This window comes from Hymenobacter sp. CRA2, assembly GCF_002007105.1.
Lineage (GTDB): Bacteria > Bacteroidota > Bacteroidia > Cytophagales > Hymenobacteraceae > Solirubrum.
Genome location: NZ_MVBC01000004.1, coordinates 40,729 through 57,012, shown reverse-complemented (window position 1 = coordinate 57,012; position 16,284 = coordinate 40,729). Strand labels below are relative to the sequence as shown.

Annotated in this window: 14 protein-coding genes; 7 read left to right on the top strand and 7 right to left on the bottom strand. The window is 61.0% G+C overall.

What is annotated here, in order from left to right; genetic code table 11:
* Positions 1 to 255: 255 nt before the first annotated feature.
* The gene (locus B0919_RS08170; RefSeq protein WP_139361991.1) at positions 256 to 561 is read left to right on the top strand and encodes a hypothetical protein; all 306 of its coding nucleotides are present in this window, start codon (positions 256 to 258) and stop codon (positions 559 to 561) included.
* Positions 562 to 659: 98 nt separating this feature from the next.
* Here B0919_RS08170 and B0919_RS08165 read toward each other — a convergent pair whose 3' ends face one another.
* Complete coding sequence (locus tag B0919_RS08165; protein WP_217701015.1) at positions 660 to 1,178, bottom strand: SMI1/KNR4 family protein; 519 nt, start codon at positions 1,176 to 1,178, stop codon at positions 660 to 662.
* Positions 1,179 to 1,279: 101 nt separating this feature from the next.
* On the opposite strand from B0919_RS08165, the gene B0919_RS08160 reads away from it, so the two are divergent.
* The 3 genes from B0919_RS08160 (at position 1,280) to B0919_RS08155 (ending at position 4,870) form a co-directional block, all read left to right on the top strand.
* A complete protein-coding gene (locus tag B0919_RS08160) occupies positions 1,280 to 3,139 on the top strand; it encodes a M2 family metallopeptidase (RefSeq protein ID WP_078011748.1) in 1,860 nt (619 codons plus the stop codon).
* A gap of 144 nt (positions 3,140 to 3,283) precedes the next feature.
* The gene (locus B0919_RS24655; RefSeq protein WP_139361990.1) at positions 3,284 to 3,916 is read left to right on the top strand and encodes a hypothetical protein; all 633 of its coding nucleotides are present in this window, start codon (positions 3,284 to 3,286) and stop codon (positions 3,914 to 3,916) included.
* A 120-nt stretch (positions 3,917 to 4,036) separates the two neighbouring features.
* On the top strand, positions 4,037 to 4,870 hold the full coding sequence (locus B0919_RS08155) for an alpha/beta hydrolase (RefSeq protein WP_254846515.1): 834 nt from the start codon (positions 4,037 to 4,039) through the stop codon (positions 4,868 to 4,870).
* 154 nt (positions 4,871 to 5,024) lie between these two features.
* Here the strand turns inward: B0919_RS08155 and B0919_RS08150 are convergent, their stop codons facing one another.
* The 6 genes from B0919_RS08150 to recQ form a co-directional block, all read right to left on the bottom strand.
* Positions 5,025 to 5,744: a pirin family protein gene (locus B0919_RS08150; protein ID WP_078011747.1), complete on the bottom strand. Its 720-nt coding sequence runs from the start codon at positions 5,742 to 5,744 to the stop codon at positions 5,025 to 5,027.
* A gap of 332 nt (positions 5,745 to 6,076) precedes the next feature.
* Positions 6,077 to 6,913 carry a LexA family transcriptional regulator gene (locus tag B0919_RS08145; protein ID WP_078011746.1) on the bottom strand — a complete coding sequence of 279 codons (837 nt, stop codon included), beginning with the start codon at positions 6,911 to 6,913 and terminating at the stop codon, positions 6,077 to 6,079.
* A 247-nt stretch (positions 6,914 to 7,160) separates the two neighbouring features.
* Positions 7,161 to 8,021: a hypothetical protein gene (locus B0919_RS08140; RefSeq protein ID WP_078011745.1), complete on the bottom strand. Its 861-nt coding sequence runs from the start codon at positions 8,019 to 8,021 to the stop codon at positions 7,161 to 7,163.
* Positions 8,022 to 8,074: 53 nt separating this feature from the next.
* Positions 8,075 to 8,893, bottom strand: coding sequence for a hypothetical protein (locus B0919_RS08135; protein WP_139361989.1), 819 nt, complete (start codon positions 8,891 to 8,893; stop codon positions 8,075 to 8,077).
* Positions 8,890 to 9,594, bottom strand: coding sequence for a DUF2306 domain-containing protein (locus tag B0919_RS08130; RefSeq protein WP_078011743.1), 705 nt, complete (start codon positions 9,592 to 9,594; stop codon positions 8,890 to 8,892). Before B0919_RS08130 ends, B0919_RS08135 begins: the two co-directional genes overlap by 4 nt.
* Before the next feature lie 228 nt (positions 9,595 to 9,822).
* Positions 9,823 to 12,084 (bottom strand): DNA helicase RecQ, encoded by a 2,262-nt coding sequence (gene recQ, locus B0919_RS08125; RefSeq protein WP_078011742.1) that lies wholly within the window; start codon positions 12,082 to 12,084, stop codon positions 9,823 to 9,825.
* Between the two features lie 397 nt (positions 12,085 to 12,481).
* On the opposite strand from recQ, the gene B0919_RS08120 reads away from it, so the two are divergent.
* The 3 genes from B0919_RS08120 to B0919_RS08110 all read left to right on the top strand — a co-directional run bounded on the left by B0919_RS08120 (position 12,482) and on the right by B0919_RS08110 (position 16,208).
* Entirely contained in the window at positions 12,482 to 13,891 is a 1,410-nt protein-coding gene (locus tag B0919_RS08120) for a sugar MFS transporter (protein ID WP_078011741.1), read from the top strand.
* A gap of 113 nt (positions 13,892 to 14,004) precedes the next feature.
* Positions 14,005 to 15,045, top strand: coding sequence for a UDP-N-acetylmuramate dehydrogenase (murB, locus tag B0919_RS08115; protein WP_078011740.1), 1,041 nt, complete (start codon positions 14,005 to 14,007; stop codon positions 15,043 to 15,045).
* A 119-nt stretch (positions 15,046 to 15,164) separates the two neighbouring features.
* A complete protein-coding gene (locus tag B0919_RS08110) occupies positions 15,165 to 16,208 on the top strand; it encodes a hypothetical protein (RefSeq protein ID WP_078011739.1) in 1,044 nt (347 codons plus the stop codon).
* The last annotated feature ends 76 nt before the right edge of the window (positions 16,209 to 16,284 follow it).

Genomic DNA, 16,284 nt, shown 5'->3' with positions numbered 1-16,284 from the left:
CGGCAGAGCCCGCACCGCCGCTGCCGACTGCGGCGCCAGCGCGCGAATCCGGTCCGGCACCGCGTCGGAATAGCGGTGCTGCAGGCACATATGCACGGAGCCATAGCCAATGGCTAGCGCACCGAGCAGCCGACTTTGGTTCTGGTACCCATAGCAAGCTCGGGGTCAAAGCAAATGCAAGTATATCAGCCGGGCCAGCTTACCGAAACTGCGCCGCGCAGAAACTCCGCGCGTACCTTTGGCTCCATGGGACTGATGGCCGCAATCCGCGAGCAGGGCAGCGGCCGCGCCGGGGCACCACGGTGGCGGCAGCTGCTGGGTATTTTCACGGGGCAGCTGGTTGGGCTGAGCTTTATTGGGCTAGGGCTGCTGCTGGACTGGCGCGGCGTGCACTCGTTTGCCTACCCCAGCGGCGGCCGGGCGCAGACGGGCACTCCAGTACTGCTCTACTTACTAGGCGCTGGGCTGATGCTGCTTTTTCTGGCTCCCACGGCGCATGCGCTGCGGGCTTGGCGCCGCGCTTCGCCCCAATCTACTAAGCCGGTTCAGCGCCGAGCTTAGGCCTTAGGTTTTCTTTGGAAGGCTTGCCCGGCAGCCTACGCAACCCGATCCTCACAGCGCGGACGCTTGGTGTCTAAGAGCCAGCTCCTGGAGCCGAGCTAGTCGTACGCTTCCTCGTTGACTAAGCCCCGCACGAACGTCTCGAAATCAGGCGCCAGGAAGGTAATTTTGTAGTCGCTTTCCTGATCCACGTGCACCACGGTAGGCTCCCCTTCGGGGCCACAGGCGGAGTAGTCGAGCATGATCATGTCGTGGCCAGCCGAAGGACAGTCGCACACGCACACGCCGATGGGCGGGTAGCCCCACTCGTCGAGCATGAACTGGCTGCCCAGCTCGCCGCAGAGCGAGTAGCTTTTGCTGCGCCCGATGCCCGCAATGCCAGTAATGGCTACGTGGTCGTCGGCCCAGGACGTGGGCTGGGCGGTGGGAAAACAGGTGTTGCGTGGAATGCCGCCGTTCTGGCTCTGCATCAGCCAGAGGTAGAACGCGGGCAGTTTGTAGCCCAGCTCGGCCTCGACGGAGCGAATCAGCTCCGGAGTCGGCGGCGCTTCCACGTATGCTTTGCGAGCGTAGTCGCTGTCTTCCCAGAAGGTGCTGAGGTCCAAGTCGTAGGTCACGGGCTTATTAGTTGCGGGGCCGAAGTCGGCCCAACGCAAGATAAGAGCGCACGGCTTTGCTACATTTGGCTACGCCCTTCCCCTGTGCGGCGTCTCATCCCATGCACAAGCACCTTCTCCCCTTGCTCACCGCCGCCCTGCTGGCCGGCTGCGCGCAGAAAGCCTCCGCTCCGGCGGCCTCCACCACTCCCCCACCGGCCTCGGCCGAACCGGCTACGCAACCCGCCGTGCCCATCAACTGGCAACGCGACGCCGAGCAGTTTCTCACCGCCTACTCCCAGCAGTACCAGCGCCTCTACACCCAGTCGTCGGAGGCGGAGTGGCGTTCCAATACCCACATCGTGGCCGGCGACACCACCAATTCGGCCGCTACGGCCCGCGCCAATGAAGCCTTCGCGGCTTTCAACGGCAGTGCCGAGAACATCAAGCGTCTGCGCGAGCTGCTGGAGCACAAGGCCGAACTGACGCCGCTGCAAGTAAAGCAGCTGCAGACGGCCCTGTACAACGCCGCCGGCTCGCCCCAGACGGTGGCCGACGTGGTGAAGCGCCGCATCAAGGCCGAAACGCAGCAGACCGAGAAGCTCTACGGCTACGAATACAAGTACCAGAGCAAGGCCGTGACGACCAACGACCTGGACCGCGTGCTGCGCGAGGAGAAGAACCCGCAGAAGCGCCTGGCTGCCTGGGAAGCCAGCAAGGCGGTGGGCCCCACGCTCAAGGAGGGGCTGCTGAACCTGCGCACTCTGCGCAATCAGGTGGTGCAGGCCCTGGGCTACCCCGATTACTTCAGCTACCAGGCCTCCGACTACGGCATGACCCGCGAGGAGATGATGCAGCTGGTGCGCAAAATCAACGAGGAGCTGCGCCCGCTCTACCGCGAGCTGCACACCTACGCCCGCTACGAGCTGGCGAAGAAGTACGGCCAGAAGCAGGTACCCGACTACCTGCCCGCTCACTGGCTGCCCAACCGCTGGGGCCAGGACTGGAGCGCCATGGTGGACGTGAAGGGCCTGAACCTCGACCCCATTCTGGCCAAAAAAGGCGCAGAATGGCAGGTAAAGCAGGCCGAGCGCTTTTACCAAAGCCTGGGCTACCCGGCCCTGCCCGCCGTGTTCTGGGAGAAATCGAGCCTGTACCCGCTGCCGGCCGGCGCCACCTACAAGAAGAATAACCACGCCTCGGCCTGGCACATGGACCTGAACCAGGACGTGCGCAGCCTGATGAGCGTGGAGCCCAACACCGAGTGGTACGAGACGACCCACCACGAGCTGGGCCACATCTACTACTACCTCACCTACACCAACCCCGACGTGCCCGTGCTGCTGCGCGGCGGCGCCAACCGCGCCTACCACGAAGCCATGGGCAGCCTGATGGGCCTGGCCGCCACCCAGAAGCCCTTCCTGGCCGGCCTGAACTTGGTGGACCCTAAGACGCAGACCAACCAGACGCAGACGCTGCTGAAAGAGGCGCTTAACTACGTGGTGTTCATCCCCTTCGCCTCGGGTGTGATGAGCGAGTGGGAAAATTCGTTCTACGCCGACAACCTCTCCCAAGACCAGCTGAACGCCCGCTGGTGGGAGCTATCCAAGCAGTACCAGGGCATCGTGCCGCCCACCGCGCGCGACGAGCAGTACCTCGATCCGGCAACCAAAACGCACATCAACGACGACCCGGCCCAGTACTATGACTACGCGCTGAGCTACGTCATCCTGTTCCAGCTCCACGACCACATCAGCAAGCATATCCTGCACCAGGACCCGCACGCCACCAACTACTACGGCAATAAGGAAGTGGGCAAGTTCCTGCGCGACATCATGTACCCCGGCGCCTCCGCCGACTGGCGCCAGTTGCTACGCGAGAAAACCGGCGAAGACCTTTCCGCCCGCGCCATGGTGGATTACTTCCAGCCGCTGATGACTTACCTGAAGCAGCAGAACAAAGGGCGGAAGTACACGATGTAGTTCTTGCTCTTCGTTGTAGTACCATAAGCTGAGCGTCTGCGAGTCGCTTTGCTCAACCCTTTGGCCGCAGTGCCCCTTTTATGGGACGCGCTGCGGCCAAGCTCTTTAAGAATTGTCTGACCGCTCTTCAACCTCCACCGTTCCGTGCAGTTTTGTAAACAACTCGTGTTTGGCCTTACCTTTTTGCTGTACGGATACTACGCTCATGCCTGTGAATGCCTGCCTCCCCGGGGAGATAAATGGTCGCTCCAACAAGTACGAACAGAATTAGAACGCTCCAGCTACGTATTTATCGGGGAAGTTATTTCTGCGAGCCGGGGCAGTTATCAGGTAAGAGTTGTTGAATTGTTCAAAGGCGCTATCAAGAGTGATACCCTCACTGGGCTAAATGAACATATGACCAGCTGTGGGCTTACAGTCACGCCGGGTTTATGGATCTTCTATGCTGGCCTAAACGACGAGGGCTACATCATGCCTCTTGATTTGTGCAGTTTATCCGGTAGCCTCACCGAACCTGGTTTTATACTTATCCCGCCCCCACCGGGTGTCAAGCCAGATTCAGCGGACCAGGAAGCTTATATCGAGGAGCAACTAAGGCAGCAACTGCCTCTTTACCTTAAGAATTGGCTAAATGAGTACGCACTGCTCAATGCTTATCGAAACGAGCACTTTCCCAACACGCAAAGTTCGTCGGCTAGTACCCTTCCCGCCTATGCGGCACTTGGCCTATCGATGCTGGCATTAGCACTAGTCTTGCGTAGACAATATTTTTCCTAGCTCTCACAATGTTATCAGCAGGCTCTCATCGTTGTGCTTTACTTTCGACTAGTCAAAACCTAGCTCCCACTGCGCGTGCGTAATCCGCTGAGCCTACTCAAACATTCGTATCTACTGCCCTTGTTTGTCCTGCTGGGCTGTTGCGGCAATGCATTACCGGGTAAAGCTCAGACAACTACCACCACCGCGGCTGCTTCCCCACTTGTCATCGGCGAGACGTTCACACTAGAATCCAAGGTGCTGGGTGAAACGCGGCGCCTCAACGTGTACCTACCCCCTGGCTATACGGAGTCGAAGACGGAACGCATGCCGGTGCTCTACATGCCCGACGGCGGCATGAACGAGGACTTTCTACACATGGCGGGCCTGGTGCAGGTATCCGTGGGCAACGGCACGATGCGCCCGTTCATCCTCGTAGGTATTGCCAACACTGAACGGCGGCGCGACATGACCGGCCCGACCGACGTAGCCGAAGACCGAAAAATTGCCCCTCGCGTGGGCGGCTCGGCGGCGTTCCGGCGCTTCATCCGCACAGAGCTGATGCCCGCCGTGCGCACCCGCTACCGCACCACCGACGAAACCGCCGTGGTGGGCGAGTCACTGGCCGGGTTGTTTGTAGTAGAAACGCTGCTGCTGGAGCCCGATTTATTCTCCACCTACGTCGCTATCGACCCCAGCCTGTGGTGGAACAACAGGTACCTCGCAGGCCAGTCGGCAAAGCTGCTGCAGAACCAGCCTAGCCGCTTCGCCCAGAAAAGCATCTACCTAACCACCAGCAGCCAAGGCGACTTGGAAGCTGCGCGCCAGCTCGACGCGGCCCTGCAGGCCTCCGCCGACCGCACGAAGCTGCGCAGCTACTACGAGCCGTTGCCCACGGAAACGCACGCCACCATCTACCACCCGGCGGCCCTGCGGGCGTTTCGTCTGCTGTTCAAGCCGCCGGCGCAGAAGTAATACACAATGAGGCATCAGCAAACGACAAGGGCGGCACCACGTGGTGCCGCCCTTGTCGTTTGAGCGAAACTGACTAGCCGCGTCGTCTCACAGCAACTGTATCATCAGCTGAGGCCAACGTTTGCAGCTGCTAGCCGGGGTTTTGCTGTTACGCCTAGTAGTTGGCTTCCGCGGCGGGCAGGTCAATCAGGATGAATTGCGCGTCGCTTTCGGCTCGGAAGTGAATCACATTTTCGTCGGTCATGCGCGCCTGGTCGCCGGGACCGAGGCGGGTGCCGTTGACAAAAATAGCGCCCTCGCGCACGTAGAGAAAGGTCAGGCGGATGGGGAAGGTCTTAAACTCCAGCTCCTTATCAGCGCGCAGGTTGCTCCAGTACACGGTGGTATTGGAGTTCATGTATACCACGTCCTCCAACACTTTCTGCCCCGACACGAGCGGAATCAGCTCGTTCTTCGAGCCCAAAAAGTCAATGCTTTTCTGCTCGTAGCTCGGAGCCAGGCCCTTTTGATTCGGGATAAACCAAAGCTGATAGAATTTCAGCGGCTTATCCGTCTTGTTGTATTCCGAGTGGGCCAGGCCGGTGCCGGCCGTCATGCGCTGCACTTCGCCCGCGGGGATGGTCGTTTTGTTGCCCATCGTGTCCTCGTGCGTGATTTCGCCCTCCAGCACGATGCTCACGATTTCCATTTCGTGGTGCGGGTGCTGTGGAAAGCCTGCGTTGGCCGCCACCGTATCGTCGTTGAACACGCGCAGGGGCCCAAACTGCATGTTCTTCGGGTCGTAGTAACCGGCAAAGCTGAACAAGTGGTAGCTACTCAGCCAGGCAACGGGTTGGGCGTGAAAACGGTCGGTAGCTGAAATGTAGGAGAGCATAGGCGTCAGGCGTGTGGTCGTGACTGGCCGAAGCCAGCAATGCTGCCCCGCATACGCACCGAGGCGGCCGAAAGTTAAATCACGGATTGCATCGAATTTTTCGAATTCCACAGATTTTGCGGACGATTCGCCCGTTGATTGATCCGAGACTTTTATTCCGCGCCTGGAAATGAGCATTAAAGCTATACCAGCGGCTGAACTGCACTTGTGCTAAAAAACAATGGTGCCACGGCTTTAGGCCGTGGCACCATTGTTCAGACGACAATCGTCTACAAAATCCGTGAAATCCGACGAAACGAAGTTCAGCGAAGCTAATCCGTCTAAATCCGTAATTAGGCTTTCTTCAGCGTCGTCACCTGCTTCTGCAGATCCAGCACGATGCTGGCCAGACGGTTGAGCGACAGATCGGCAATCGGGAAGGTGCTGCTGATGTAGCTCTTGGCTTCCCACATTTCCAGCACATCGTCCACGTCGATTTCGTAGGGCGAATACACCGGGTTATCCGAGTGCAACGTGAGGGTGGCCGCTTCCTGCAGGCGGTTGAACACGCGCTTGAAAACGATACCCTCCTTCTTGCTCACCACGATGCAGGGCGTGCCGTCTTTTACTTCGTTCCAGTCGGCCACGTAGCGGCCTACGATAACGGTGCCCGAGGCAATGGGCAGCATGGAGTCGCCGCTGATTTCGAAGGCACGGAAAGTGCCCGTCTGGCCCAGCATGGGCAGGCGGAACTTGGGCAGGTCTTCGATATATTCCTGGTCGGCGTAGCCGTTCAGGTAGCCGGCGGCGGCTTTCAGCGGTACCAGCTCGATGTTCTCGTTCTGGTTTTTATCGACCGTAATGGCCAGCACGCGCAGGTTTTCGCCCTTGCTACGTTCGGGGTCGGCTACGGCTACGCCGTCGGTGCCGGCGGCCTCTAGGGCGGGCACGTTCTGCAACTGACGCAGCACGGCGGCCGCTTGGCGCTTCTTCGAGAAGTCGGTGGTTACCAGCGCATCCAGCGAAATGCCAAACAGGCGAGCCATCTTCACCAGGGTGGTGAGTTTGGGCTCGGCTCGGCCTTCTTCGTAGGCCCCGATCAGGGAGCGTTTGATGCTCAGTTTATCCGCTAATTGGGCCTGGGTCAGACCCAGTTCGCGGCGCCAGAATTTCAGGTTGGTATTGATCATGGGGCGGGGTGGCCGGCTAACAGGATTCGCCCTCAACGGCTTACCGGCTCGTGAAGGTAGCAACAGCTCTTGGCTTTTACTAATTCAGTTAGCAGAAAGTTTTTTCTTCTTTGCCAAATAATTCGGCCCTTGCCACCTGCGCCCCTCAATTACCTTACCGTTCAGCTTGATGCCGCATAATAAAGCGGCCGCAACAGGCCTGGAAGCTTGCTGCGGCCGCTGAAACAACCTGTTTACCTACAACTGGTTATAGACTAGCCGTCGGTGTTTCGGCCCACCATTCCTTGTTTTCCCAGTAAGTATTCCAACCCAGCTTGGCGTATTTGGGATTAAAGTCAGCTTCCCGTTCGCCCAGCACGAAGTCCTCGAAGATGCTTGGCCCGTAGGTCATGATGTCTTCGACCAGCACCAGCGGCTTGCGCTGCCCGGAACTGTAGCTCGTCCAGGTGCCCGAAAACTTCACGACGCCGCCCTGCGAGGGCAAGGTTTTGTCAATGGCGTAAGCGGCAATTTTACCGTCTTTGTCCACGCGGAAGTCCAGCGCCACGTCGCCGCGAAATTCGCCGGCTTTGGCGCGGCCAACGTCTTCGCGCAATACGAAGTGGCCCACGGCGCTGTACTTGTAGGGCTCGTCGTCACCAAAATCGTAGCCCCGGTCTTCAATTTCCTGCTTCAGGGCCGCCGACAGCGGCGGCTGGTCAGCCAGGCGCTCCAGCACTACGGTGCCTTCAAACGGCGTGACGAAGTCCTTGAAGCGGTCCTTGCCGCGCACGTGGTACACATGAGGCTGCAAGGTGTCGCGCGTGGCCTCGGTGAAGACAAACTCAATCCGGTATTTATCAGCGCCGAAGAACCCATTCAGCGTGCCAAAGGGCCCGTCGTCGCTGCCTTTGGTCCAGAGTGTGCTCAGATCGTAGCGCTTGAGAAACGCCGTCATTTCGGGCGCTATAGCCACCGCACTCTCTGCGGCTATAGGAGCCGCGGCTGGGGCTTTGGCGGGCATGGGCGCAGCTTGCGCCGAGCTGACAGCTGGTTGCTCGGGTTCGGGGGTACGCTGGCAGGCGGCCAGCACGCCGGCGCTCAGTAGCAGGTAAACGAATGGTTTCATAAGAGAAGGAGCGTCAGCAGTTGCGGCGGCGAAACAAGGAGTAACTAACAGGCTTACAAGGCCGTGGCGTTGGCCGGCGTTTCGGCCCACCACTCGTCATTGTCCCAGATGCGGTTCCAGCCCAGTTTGGCGTATTTGGGATTGACGTGCGGCATCCGCTCCCCGACCATAAAGTCAGAGAACAGCTGCCGACTGACGGCATTCAGGTTGTCGCCCCAGAGCACGGGCTTGACTTGGCCGGTGCGGGCACTCACCCACTGTCCACTAAACTTATAACCGCAATTGGCTGCCGCCGTGTTGGGCTGGACATCGAGCTCAACACGGCCATCGTTCCAGACGGTGACGTCGGCTGCCACGGTGCCCTTGAACGTGCCGCTGCCGGGCGTAGTCGCATCTTCGCGCAACTCAAACGGGCCCACGACGGTGTACTGGGGCACTGGTTGGTCGTTCACGTCTTTGGCCGGCGGGTTTTGGTAAACCTTGGTAATCGTAATGGTACCGGAGAAGGGCGTAATGCGTCCCTTGTAGCGGTTTTTGCCTTTCACGTGGTACAGCTGCGGCTGCTTGGCGTCGCGCACCACGCTGAGCAGGGCAAACTCGATGCGGTAATGATCTGCGCCGAAAAAGCCGTTTTGCACGGGCTCGGGCCCTTCATACCCGCCCCACTCGCCTTCGGCTTTAACGGGCAGCCACAGCGTTTTCAAGTCGTGGCGGGCCAGAAAGGCCTGCGCGGCCGCGGGTACCATTGCCCGGCCCGTACCCCCGTAGGAGGTGACGGTATGCGCCTGCAGGCCTGGAGTGGGTGCCAGCATCAGGCCGCAAAGGGCGACAGCACAGCCGAGCGTGGCCAGCCCGAGTAGAGACGTTTTCATGCGGGTACGGCTTGGGGTTTGGGTTGCTTGTCGACGGCGTAAAAGTCGCGCAGTAAGCGGCGGGCGGCGCCGGCCTGCACCAGCACTTCGGCCAGCAGCAGGTTGCCGGTCCACGACAGCCACGTGACGGTGATGTAGGTTTCCATGGGCTTGGTGCCCAGCCAGTGGTACATGCCGTAGCTTTCCAGCCGCAGGCTCATGGCAGCCAGCGTCACGGCGAAGGAGCGAATCATCCACTCGGTGTGCTCCTGCCAGCGCCGCTGCCGGGCCAGCCGATAAGCCTGCCAGGTGGCCAGCCACCACACCACGCACTGCAGCGTAAAGCCGGCTTTGGCCGCCAGCCCGCCGTTGGCGTAGGCGGCCAGGATCAGGCCCGATGGGGCAGCCAGCGCCAGAATGGTCACCACGTACGCTTTGCCCAGCCCTCGGTGCAGGGCGAGTTGGCGCCGCAACAGCACCGGAAAGAATTGGGGCAAACCAGCCGCCAGCACGAGCAAGCTACTGGTGATGTGCACGTAAAAGCCTACCCGAAAGAGGCTATTGGCGTTGGTTGCTTCGGATTTGGTGGTCAGAAAATGAATGCCCGGCTCGAAGTTCAGGTACGGCAGCACCATCACGAGCATACGGCCAGTAAACAGCACCACGGCGACGCCAAAGAGCATCTGCAGCGTGCGGTAGAGCGGCGCAGAGGAAATCATCATGATGAGAAAAGGAGTGCGCCTAAAATAGCAATTTGCCGCGGCTTACTTGTGCTGAGTCAACGTCATATATTTCGCGCCGAGTATAGAAATGGCAAAATATTTCTTCTCTGGTAAAATGCAGGTGCTTCTACCTTTTTTTATTGCGCTTAACAGGCTGTTTACAATAGTGGCATTCAAAAATAGCCTGCCCAGGAACTGAGCAGGCTTTGGTCTTGCGACATGCAAGACTTATTCCGCGGGCGGCTGGTTAGGCAGTTCGCCGCGCAGGCGCTTATCGTAAGTCAGGGCCACGCGCAACTGGAAGTAGTCGTACCGCTCGCGCAGGTGGTCGAACAGGTCGCGCAGGCGGAAATCAGGACCTAGTTCGTGGGCGGCGTCGCGGATGCGGGCAAAGTCGTCCTGGCTCAGAAACTCCTCGGTGCGCAGCTGGTAGCCTTTTTCGTAGAGCGTTTCGAGGTGCGACTTTACCGTGCTCGGCGACAGGCCGCGTTGCTCGGCAATCTGCTCCACCGAAAGGCCCTGCCGGTGCAGCTTCCAGCTGTCGACGTAAGTGCTGCCAGGCGCGGCGCGCTTCTTGGGAGCGGCGGCCGGGGTGTCGTCTTCGCCAGGCAGGTCGGGCACGTCGTCGGGCGAGGGGGCACCGGCGTGTTGGTTGATCAGCTCGATGAACCGCTCGCCGTAGGTTTCGAACTTCTTCATGCCCACGCCCGATACAGCCAGCATGGCCGTGCGCGTGCGCGGCCGCTCAATGGCCATTTCCTGCAAGGTGGTGTCGGAGAAGACCACGTAAGGAGGCACACCCTGCTCGTCGGCAATCTTCTTGCGCAACTGCCGCAGGCGGTCGAACAAATCGTCGGTGACGGATACGAGGCGCTGGCCGGTGCCGGTTGCGGCTTTGGCGGCGCGGCCTTTGGGCGCTTTTTCGGCCTTCTGCGGTACCTGGAATTGCTTCAGGTTCTGCTTCCGCTCGCCCTTCAGCACTTGCCAGCCAAGGTCGGTAAGCTTGAGGGCGTAGCCTTGCTCGTAAGCAATGTAGAGCAGGCCGTCGTTGAGCAGCTGGTGCAGGTAGCTCTGCCAGTCGAGAAACGAGAGGTTGGCGCCGGCGCCGAAGGTCTTGATCTGGTCGTAGCCGCGGCTGATAACGGCTTGGTTGCGGCGGCCCAGCAGCACGTCGCAGATGAGCGTGAGGGGGGCAGCTTCGCGGGTACGCGCCACGGCCGACAAAGCCTTCTGCGCCAGCTCGGTGCCGTCAAAGGTCACGGGTGGATTGCGGCAGATGTCGCAGTTGCCGCAGTCCTTATCGAGCACCTCGCCGAAGTACGCCAGCAGGATGCGGCGGCGGCAGGAGGCCGCCTCGGCAAACTGCTGCATGCGCTCCAGCTTGGTGGTGTTCAACTGGGCCAGGCGCGGGTCGGCGTCCTTGGTAATCATGTCGCGTAGCTGGGCCACGTCGGCGTAGCTGTAGAACAGCACGGCCTCAGCGGGCGCCCCGTCGCGGCCGGCGCGGCCGATTTCCTGGTAGTAGCCCTCGATGTTCTTGGGCAGGTTGTAGTGCACGACCCAGCGCACGTTGCTCTTGTCGATGCCCATGCCGAAGGCCACGGTGGCGCAGATGACCTGCAAATCGTCGCGCAGAAATTGCTCCTGCACGTCGGAGCGGGCCTTATCGGTCATGCCGGCGTGGTAGAAGCCAGCGCGGATGCCTTTCTCCTTGAGCTTACCGGCCAGCGTCTCGCACTGCTTGCGCGAGAGGCAGTATACGATGCCGGCCTCGTTTTCGTGGGTTTTCAGGAAGTTCACCACCGCGTTGACGCGGTCCTGCCCCGGGCGCACGCTCAACGACAGGTTGGGCCGGTCGAACGACGAAAGGAACACTTTCGGCTCGGTCAGGCGTAGCTGCTGCTGGATGTCGCGCTGGGTGAGGCGGTCGGCCGTGGCCGTGAGGGCAATGATGGGCACCTGCGGAAACTGCTCGCGCAGCACCCGCAGCTGGGTGTATTCCGGCCGGAAGTCGTGGCCCCACGAGGAAATGCAGTGCGCCTCGTCGATGGCAAACATGCTCACCTGCAGGCGCTGCAGAAAGCTGAGGAAGCCCTGTGACAGCAGCTTCTCGGGCGACACGTACAGCAGCTTCAGCAGGCCGGCGTGGCAGGCGCGGGCGATGCTGCTTTGCTCCGCCTGCCCGATGCTGGAGTTGATGCAGGCCGCCGAAATGCCGTTGGCCTTCAGCGCCTCCACCTGATCTTTCATCAGGGCAATGAGCGGCGACACGACCACGCACACGCCGTCCTGCACCATGGCCGGCACTTGGAAGCACACCGATTTGCCGCCACCCGTGGGCATGAGCACGACGGTATCCTGCCCCGCGAGGATGCTCTGGATGATGTCCTGCTGCATGGGCCGGAACTGGTCGTAGCCGTAGTACTGCTTCAGGACGCGCCGGGCGGCGTCGAGCTGGGTAGGCGTGCGGGGTTCGGTAGCTGCTAACATTCGGTAAAAATACGGCAGTTTGGCGGGAGTTCCAGGCTAAAGAAACGAGCAAAAAGCTAAAATGGTGCGCCAAGCCGGAGGTTTTGCTACACTGCCGGGGAATACAACCGTTGAAACCATGGCTTCGGATTTGCAGCGTACCGGCGTCCTTCTGCCGACGGCATCTATTCTCCTCACTTGATGACAGTCAGCTTACTTTCAACACGTGCAAAATCATCCTGCAAGCCCGTGGCAATCCACCGGAGCACACCGGCGGCTGCGGTGAGCACCCGGTCGCGTAGGCCGCACCGGAACCCTGAAGCTGCACAGGTAAGTCGGGCGGGCAACAGCACCAGAGTAGGTCCGGCGGTCGGTTTTTCTATCTTTAAAGCCCGGTATTCATCTCCTCCCCGCCTGCATGGCTGCTCCCACCACTTCTTCCTCCCCTGCTTCCGCCGTGGCCGCCGGCCCGGCGCGCAGCTATGCGCTGCCCATGGCAGCCATGACGTCGCTGTTCTTTCTGTTCGGCGCCGTCACCAACTTCAACGACGTGCTGATGCCCTACCTCAAGGACGTCTGCAAACTCACTGACCTTCAATCGTCGGGCGTGCAGTTTGCTTTCTTTGGGGCGTATTTTCTGATGTCGCTGCCGGCTGGCTACCTGCTGAAGCGTTTGGGCTACCAGCGCGGCATCGTGGTGGGCCTGCTGGTAATGGCCGCGGGGGCGCTGCTCTTCGTGCCGGCGGCTAACACGCGCACCTTCGGCATGTTCCTGCTCGGGCTAAGCGTGCTGGGCGCGGGCGTGACGCTGCTGCAAGTGGCGGCCAATCCGTACGTATCGGTGCTCGGGCCGGCCAACCGCGCCGCCAGCCGGGTCAGCATTGTGGGCGTAGCCAACAACATCGGCGGCACCCTCTCTCCCCTGCTCGGCGGCATGATTCTGTTCGGCGGTTCGCTGGCCCTGAAAGCGCGGCTAGCCAGCCTGCCGGATGCCCAGCGTCTGGCGGAAGAAGCCAGTTTGGTGAAGACGCCTTACGTGGGCCTAGCCATTTTCCTGGCGGTGCTGGCGGGCGTTTTCTCCTTGTTGCGCCTACCCGAAATTGAAGGTATGCAGGCCGATGACGAAGACAACGCGGAAGCGTTGGCGTCGTCGCGCGGCCGGCTGTCGGCCCTGGATTTTCCGCATTTGCGCCTGGGTGTACTGGCCATTTTCCTCTATGTCGGCGTTGAAGTGGGCTTGGGCTCGTTCCTGATTCGCTATGGCGAGGCGCAAGGCATTGCCCAGCTCAGCGGCTTTACCCAAGCGCTGGTGCGCGGCCTCAACGTGGCCACCAATGCCATTGCCATTCTGTTCGGCCAGCTCCCGGCGCCCATCGATACCTCCGCGGGCTTCACCAAGGCGGTGGGCGCGGTGCTCGTCGCCTCGTACTGGTTTGGCTCGCTGGTGGGCCGGGTGGTAGGCATTCCGCTGCTGGCCCGCGTCAACGACCGGAAAGCCCTGGTGGCGGTGTGCGCGGCGGCGGTGGTGTTTGTGCTGGCCTCCATTGCCAGCCCGGGCGAGGCCGCCCTGTGGTTTGTGGTGCTTTGCGGGCTGATGAACTCCATCATGTGGCCGGTAATTTTCCCGCTGGCTATCAAAGGGCTGGGTCCGTTTACCAAGCAAGGGTCGTCTTACCTTATCATGGCCATCGTGGGCGGCGCCATCGTGCCGCTGCTGATGGGTTCGGTGGCTACCTATGGCGGTGGGCTACGGGCGGCATTTGTGCTGCCGGCCCTTTGCTACGCCTACCTGCTCTACTACGCCCTGCGCGGTTATCGCGTCCGCTAGAGTCTTTTCGACTTCCCATCGCGCGCCCGCTGCCTTTCGGTGGCGGGCGCGTTGCTTTTGGGGCGCGGGCCGGCGCAGCCCGTTACCTTTGCAGCCGGACCGCTACCCAACTTATGCCCGCCTTGCTTCAACACGACGTTTCGCTGCGCGCCTACAATACTTTTGGCATCGACGCCAAGGCCCACCTCTTTGCCGCTTTTGCCTCGGTGGACGAACTGCGCGAGCTGCTGCGGCTGCCCGAAGTGCAGGCCGCGCCCAAGCTTATCCTCGGCGGCGGCTCCAACCTGCTCTTCACCCGCGACTTCGACGGCGTGGTGCTGAAAAACGAAATCCGCGGCCTCGAAACGCTGGATGAAAACGCCGCCGACAATACGGTGCTGGTGCGCGCCGGCGCCGGTGAGTCCTGGCACGGGCTGGTCGAATATTCCCTGGCGCAGGGTTTGGCCGGCATCGAAAACCTCTCGCTGATTCCGGGCACCGTGGGCGCCGCGCCGCTGCAGAACATTGGGGCCTACGGCGTGGAGTTGCAGGATGCCTTTGAGTACCTCGAGGCCGTGGAACTGGTCAGTGGCCAGCTGCGGCGCTTCTCCCGCGAAGAATGTGGCTTTGGTTACCGCGAGTCAGTCTTCAAGGGGCCGCTGCGCAATCAGTACATCGTAACGGGCGTAGTGCTACGGCTGCACCGGCGCCGCGCGCAGGCCAATACTTCATACGGAGCCATCCGCAGCACCTTGGAGGAAATGGGCGTGACCGAGGACCCGACGCCGCAGCAGGTCAGCCAGGCCGTCATCAGCATCCGCCGCAGCAAGCTCCCCGACCCAGCCCAGGTCGGCAACGCCGGCTCTTTCTTTAAAAACCCCGAGGTGTCGCAGGCCAAGTTCGACGCACTCAAAACCGAATACCCCGAAACACCCGGCTACCCGGTGCCCGGCGGTGTGAAGGTGCCCGCCGGCTGGCTCATCGAGCAGTGCGGCTGGAAGGGCCACCGCGCCGGCGAAGGCGGCCGCTACGGCGTGCACGACCGGCAGGCGCTGGTGCTCGTCAATCACGGCGGCGCCACTGGTGCCGAGGTGCGTGCCCTGGCCGAAGAAATCATTGCTTCGGTGCGGGAAAAGTTTGGAATTGAACTGCACCCGGAAGTAAACATCATTTAAAGCGGCTGGCGGTAGATACAGGCCTTTTCCCCAGCCGATTTTGCCATAATTTCAGAAACTGGGCAAATATTTGTACTGAGTTTGCTCACTTCTCCCTGTTGCTGACTTCCTGCTTTCGAATGAACAAATCACTTTTCATAGCGCTGCTCGTGGGCAGTGCCCTGGGCGCTCAGGCCCAGACGCGTACGACTACTAAACGCACCACGACCACAACGACGACCAAACCGGCCGCCGAACAACCGGCTGCTCCCGCCGCGGCTCCGGCACCTGGTGGTCCGCTGACGCTGGCCGCCGTGCGTGCCGGTGAGCCCAACGCGACCGTTACGGTGCGCGGCGTGGTCATCAACGGTCCCGAGCTGGGCAACATCCGCTACATCCAGGACAAGGATGGCAGCCTGGCCTTGTTTTCGAATACCCTGGACGCCCTCAAAGCCCTGGCCCCCGGTGACAGCGTGGAGGCCCACGGCACGCTGAAAAACTACAACAGCCTGCTGGAGATGGACCCGGTGGTGTCGGTGAAAAAGCTGGGCTCGGGCCGCAAGCTGCGCATGACCACGGTGCCCGCTTCGGAACTGACCAAAGTGTATAACGAGGCCTACGAAGGCCGCTTGGTGAAAATCACCGACGTGGAGCGCCTGACTACGACCGGCGGCAACCCCGCCACGTCGCTGGCCGGCAACATGAACTACCTCATCAACGGCCAGGCCGGTGCGATTGTCCGTATTTCGGCCACCTCCACCGACAACAACGGCTTGGTGGGCAGCACGCCCCCCAGTGGCAAATTTGACCTCGTCGGGGTTATCGGTCAGCACTCGCCGTCGGGCACGCCCACGGGCTACCAGCTGCTGCCGCGCCTGAGCACCGACTTTGTGGTGGCCGGGGGCCTGCCCGTCATCAAGGGTGAGCCGGTGCCAATTGCGGTAACCAAGAACAGCATCACCGTCAACTTCGCCACTATCAACCCCGGCACCACGAAAGTGGAGTACGGCGCGACACCGGCCCTGGGCGGCGTGATGGAAGACAAAACGCCGACCACCCAGCACAACATCACCCTGTCGGATCTGCAGACGGGCACGACGTATTACATCCGCGTTTCGTCGGCCAACAGCCAGGGCGTTTCCACCTCGCCCGCAGTACCCATGATTACCAGCGGCAAGAAGTAACACTTTCGTATTTCTGGCCCCAACAACAAGGCCGCTTCCCAGCTGGGAAGCGGCCTTGTTGTTGGTCCTCAGTTTG

Coding starts and splice junctions, on each gene's coding strand:
- B0919_RS08170 (WP_139361991.1), top strand. CDS start 256: ATGGCCGCAATCCGCGAGCAGGGCAGCGGCCGCGCCGGGGCACCACGG.
- B0919_RS08160 (WP_078011748.1), top strand. CDS start 1,280: ATGCACAAGCACCTTCTCCCCTTGCTCACCGCCGCCCTGCTGGCCGGC.
- B0919_RS08150 (WP_078011747.1), bottom strand. CDS start 5,744: ATGCTCTCCTACATTTCAGCTACCGACCGTTTTCACGCCCAACCCGTT.
- B0919_RS08145 (WP_078011746.1), bottom strand. CDS start 6,913: ATGATCAATACCAACCTGAAATTCTGGCGCCGCGAACTGGGTCTGACC.
- B0919_RS08140 (WP_078011745.1), bottom strand. CDS start 8,021: ATGAAACCATTCGTTTACCTGCTACTGAGCGCCGGCGTGCTGGCCGCC.
- B0919_RS08135 (WP_139361989.1), bottom strand. CDS start 8,893: ATGAAAACGTCTCTACTCGGGCTGGCCACGCTCGGCTGTGCTGTCGCC.
- B0919_RS08130 (WP_078011743.1), bottom strand. CDS start 9,594: ATGATGATTTCCTCTGCGCCGCTCTACCGCACGCTGCAGATGCTCTTT.
- recQ (WP_078011742.1), bottom strand. CDS start 12,084: ATGTTAGCAGCTACCGAACCCCGCACGCCTACCCAGCTCGACGCCGCC.
- B0919_RS08120 (WP_078011741.1), top strand. CDS start 12,482: ATGGCTGCTCCCACCACTTCTTCCTCCCCTGCTTCCGCCGTGGCCGCC.
- murB (WP_078011740.1), top strand. CDS start 14,005: ATGCCCGCCTTGCTTCAACACGACGTTTCGCTGCGCGCCTACAATACT.
- B0919_RS08110 (WP_078011739.1), top strand. CDS start 15,165: ATGAACAAATCACTTTTCATAGCGCTGCTCGTGGGCAGTGCCCTGGGC.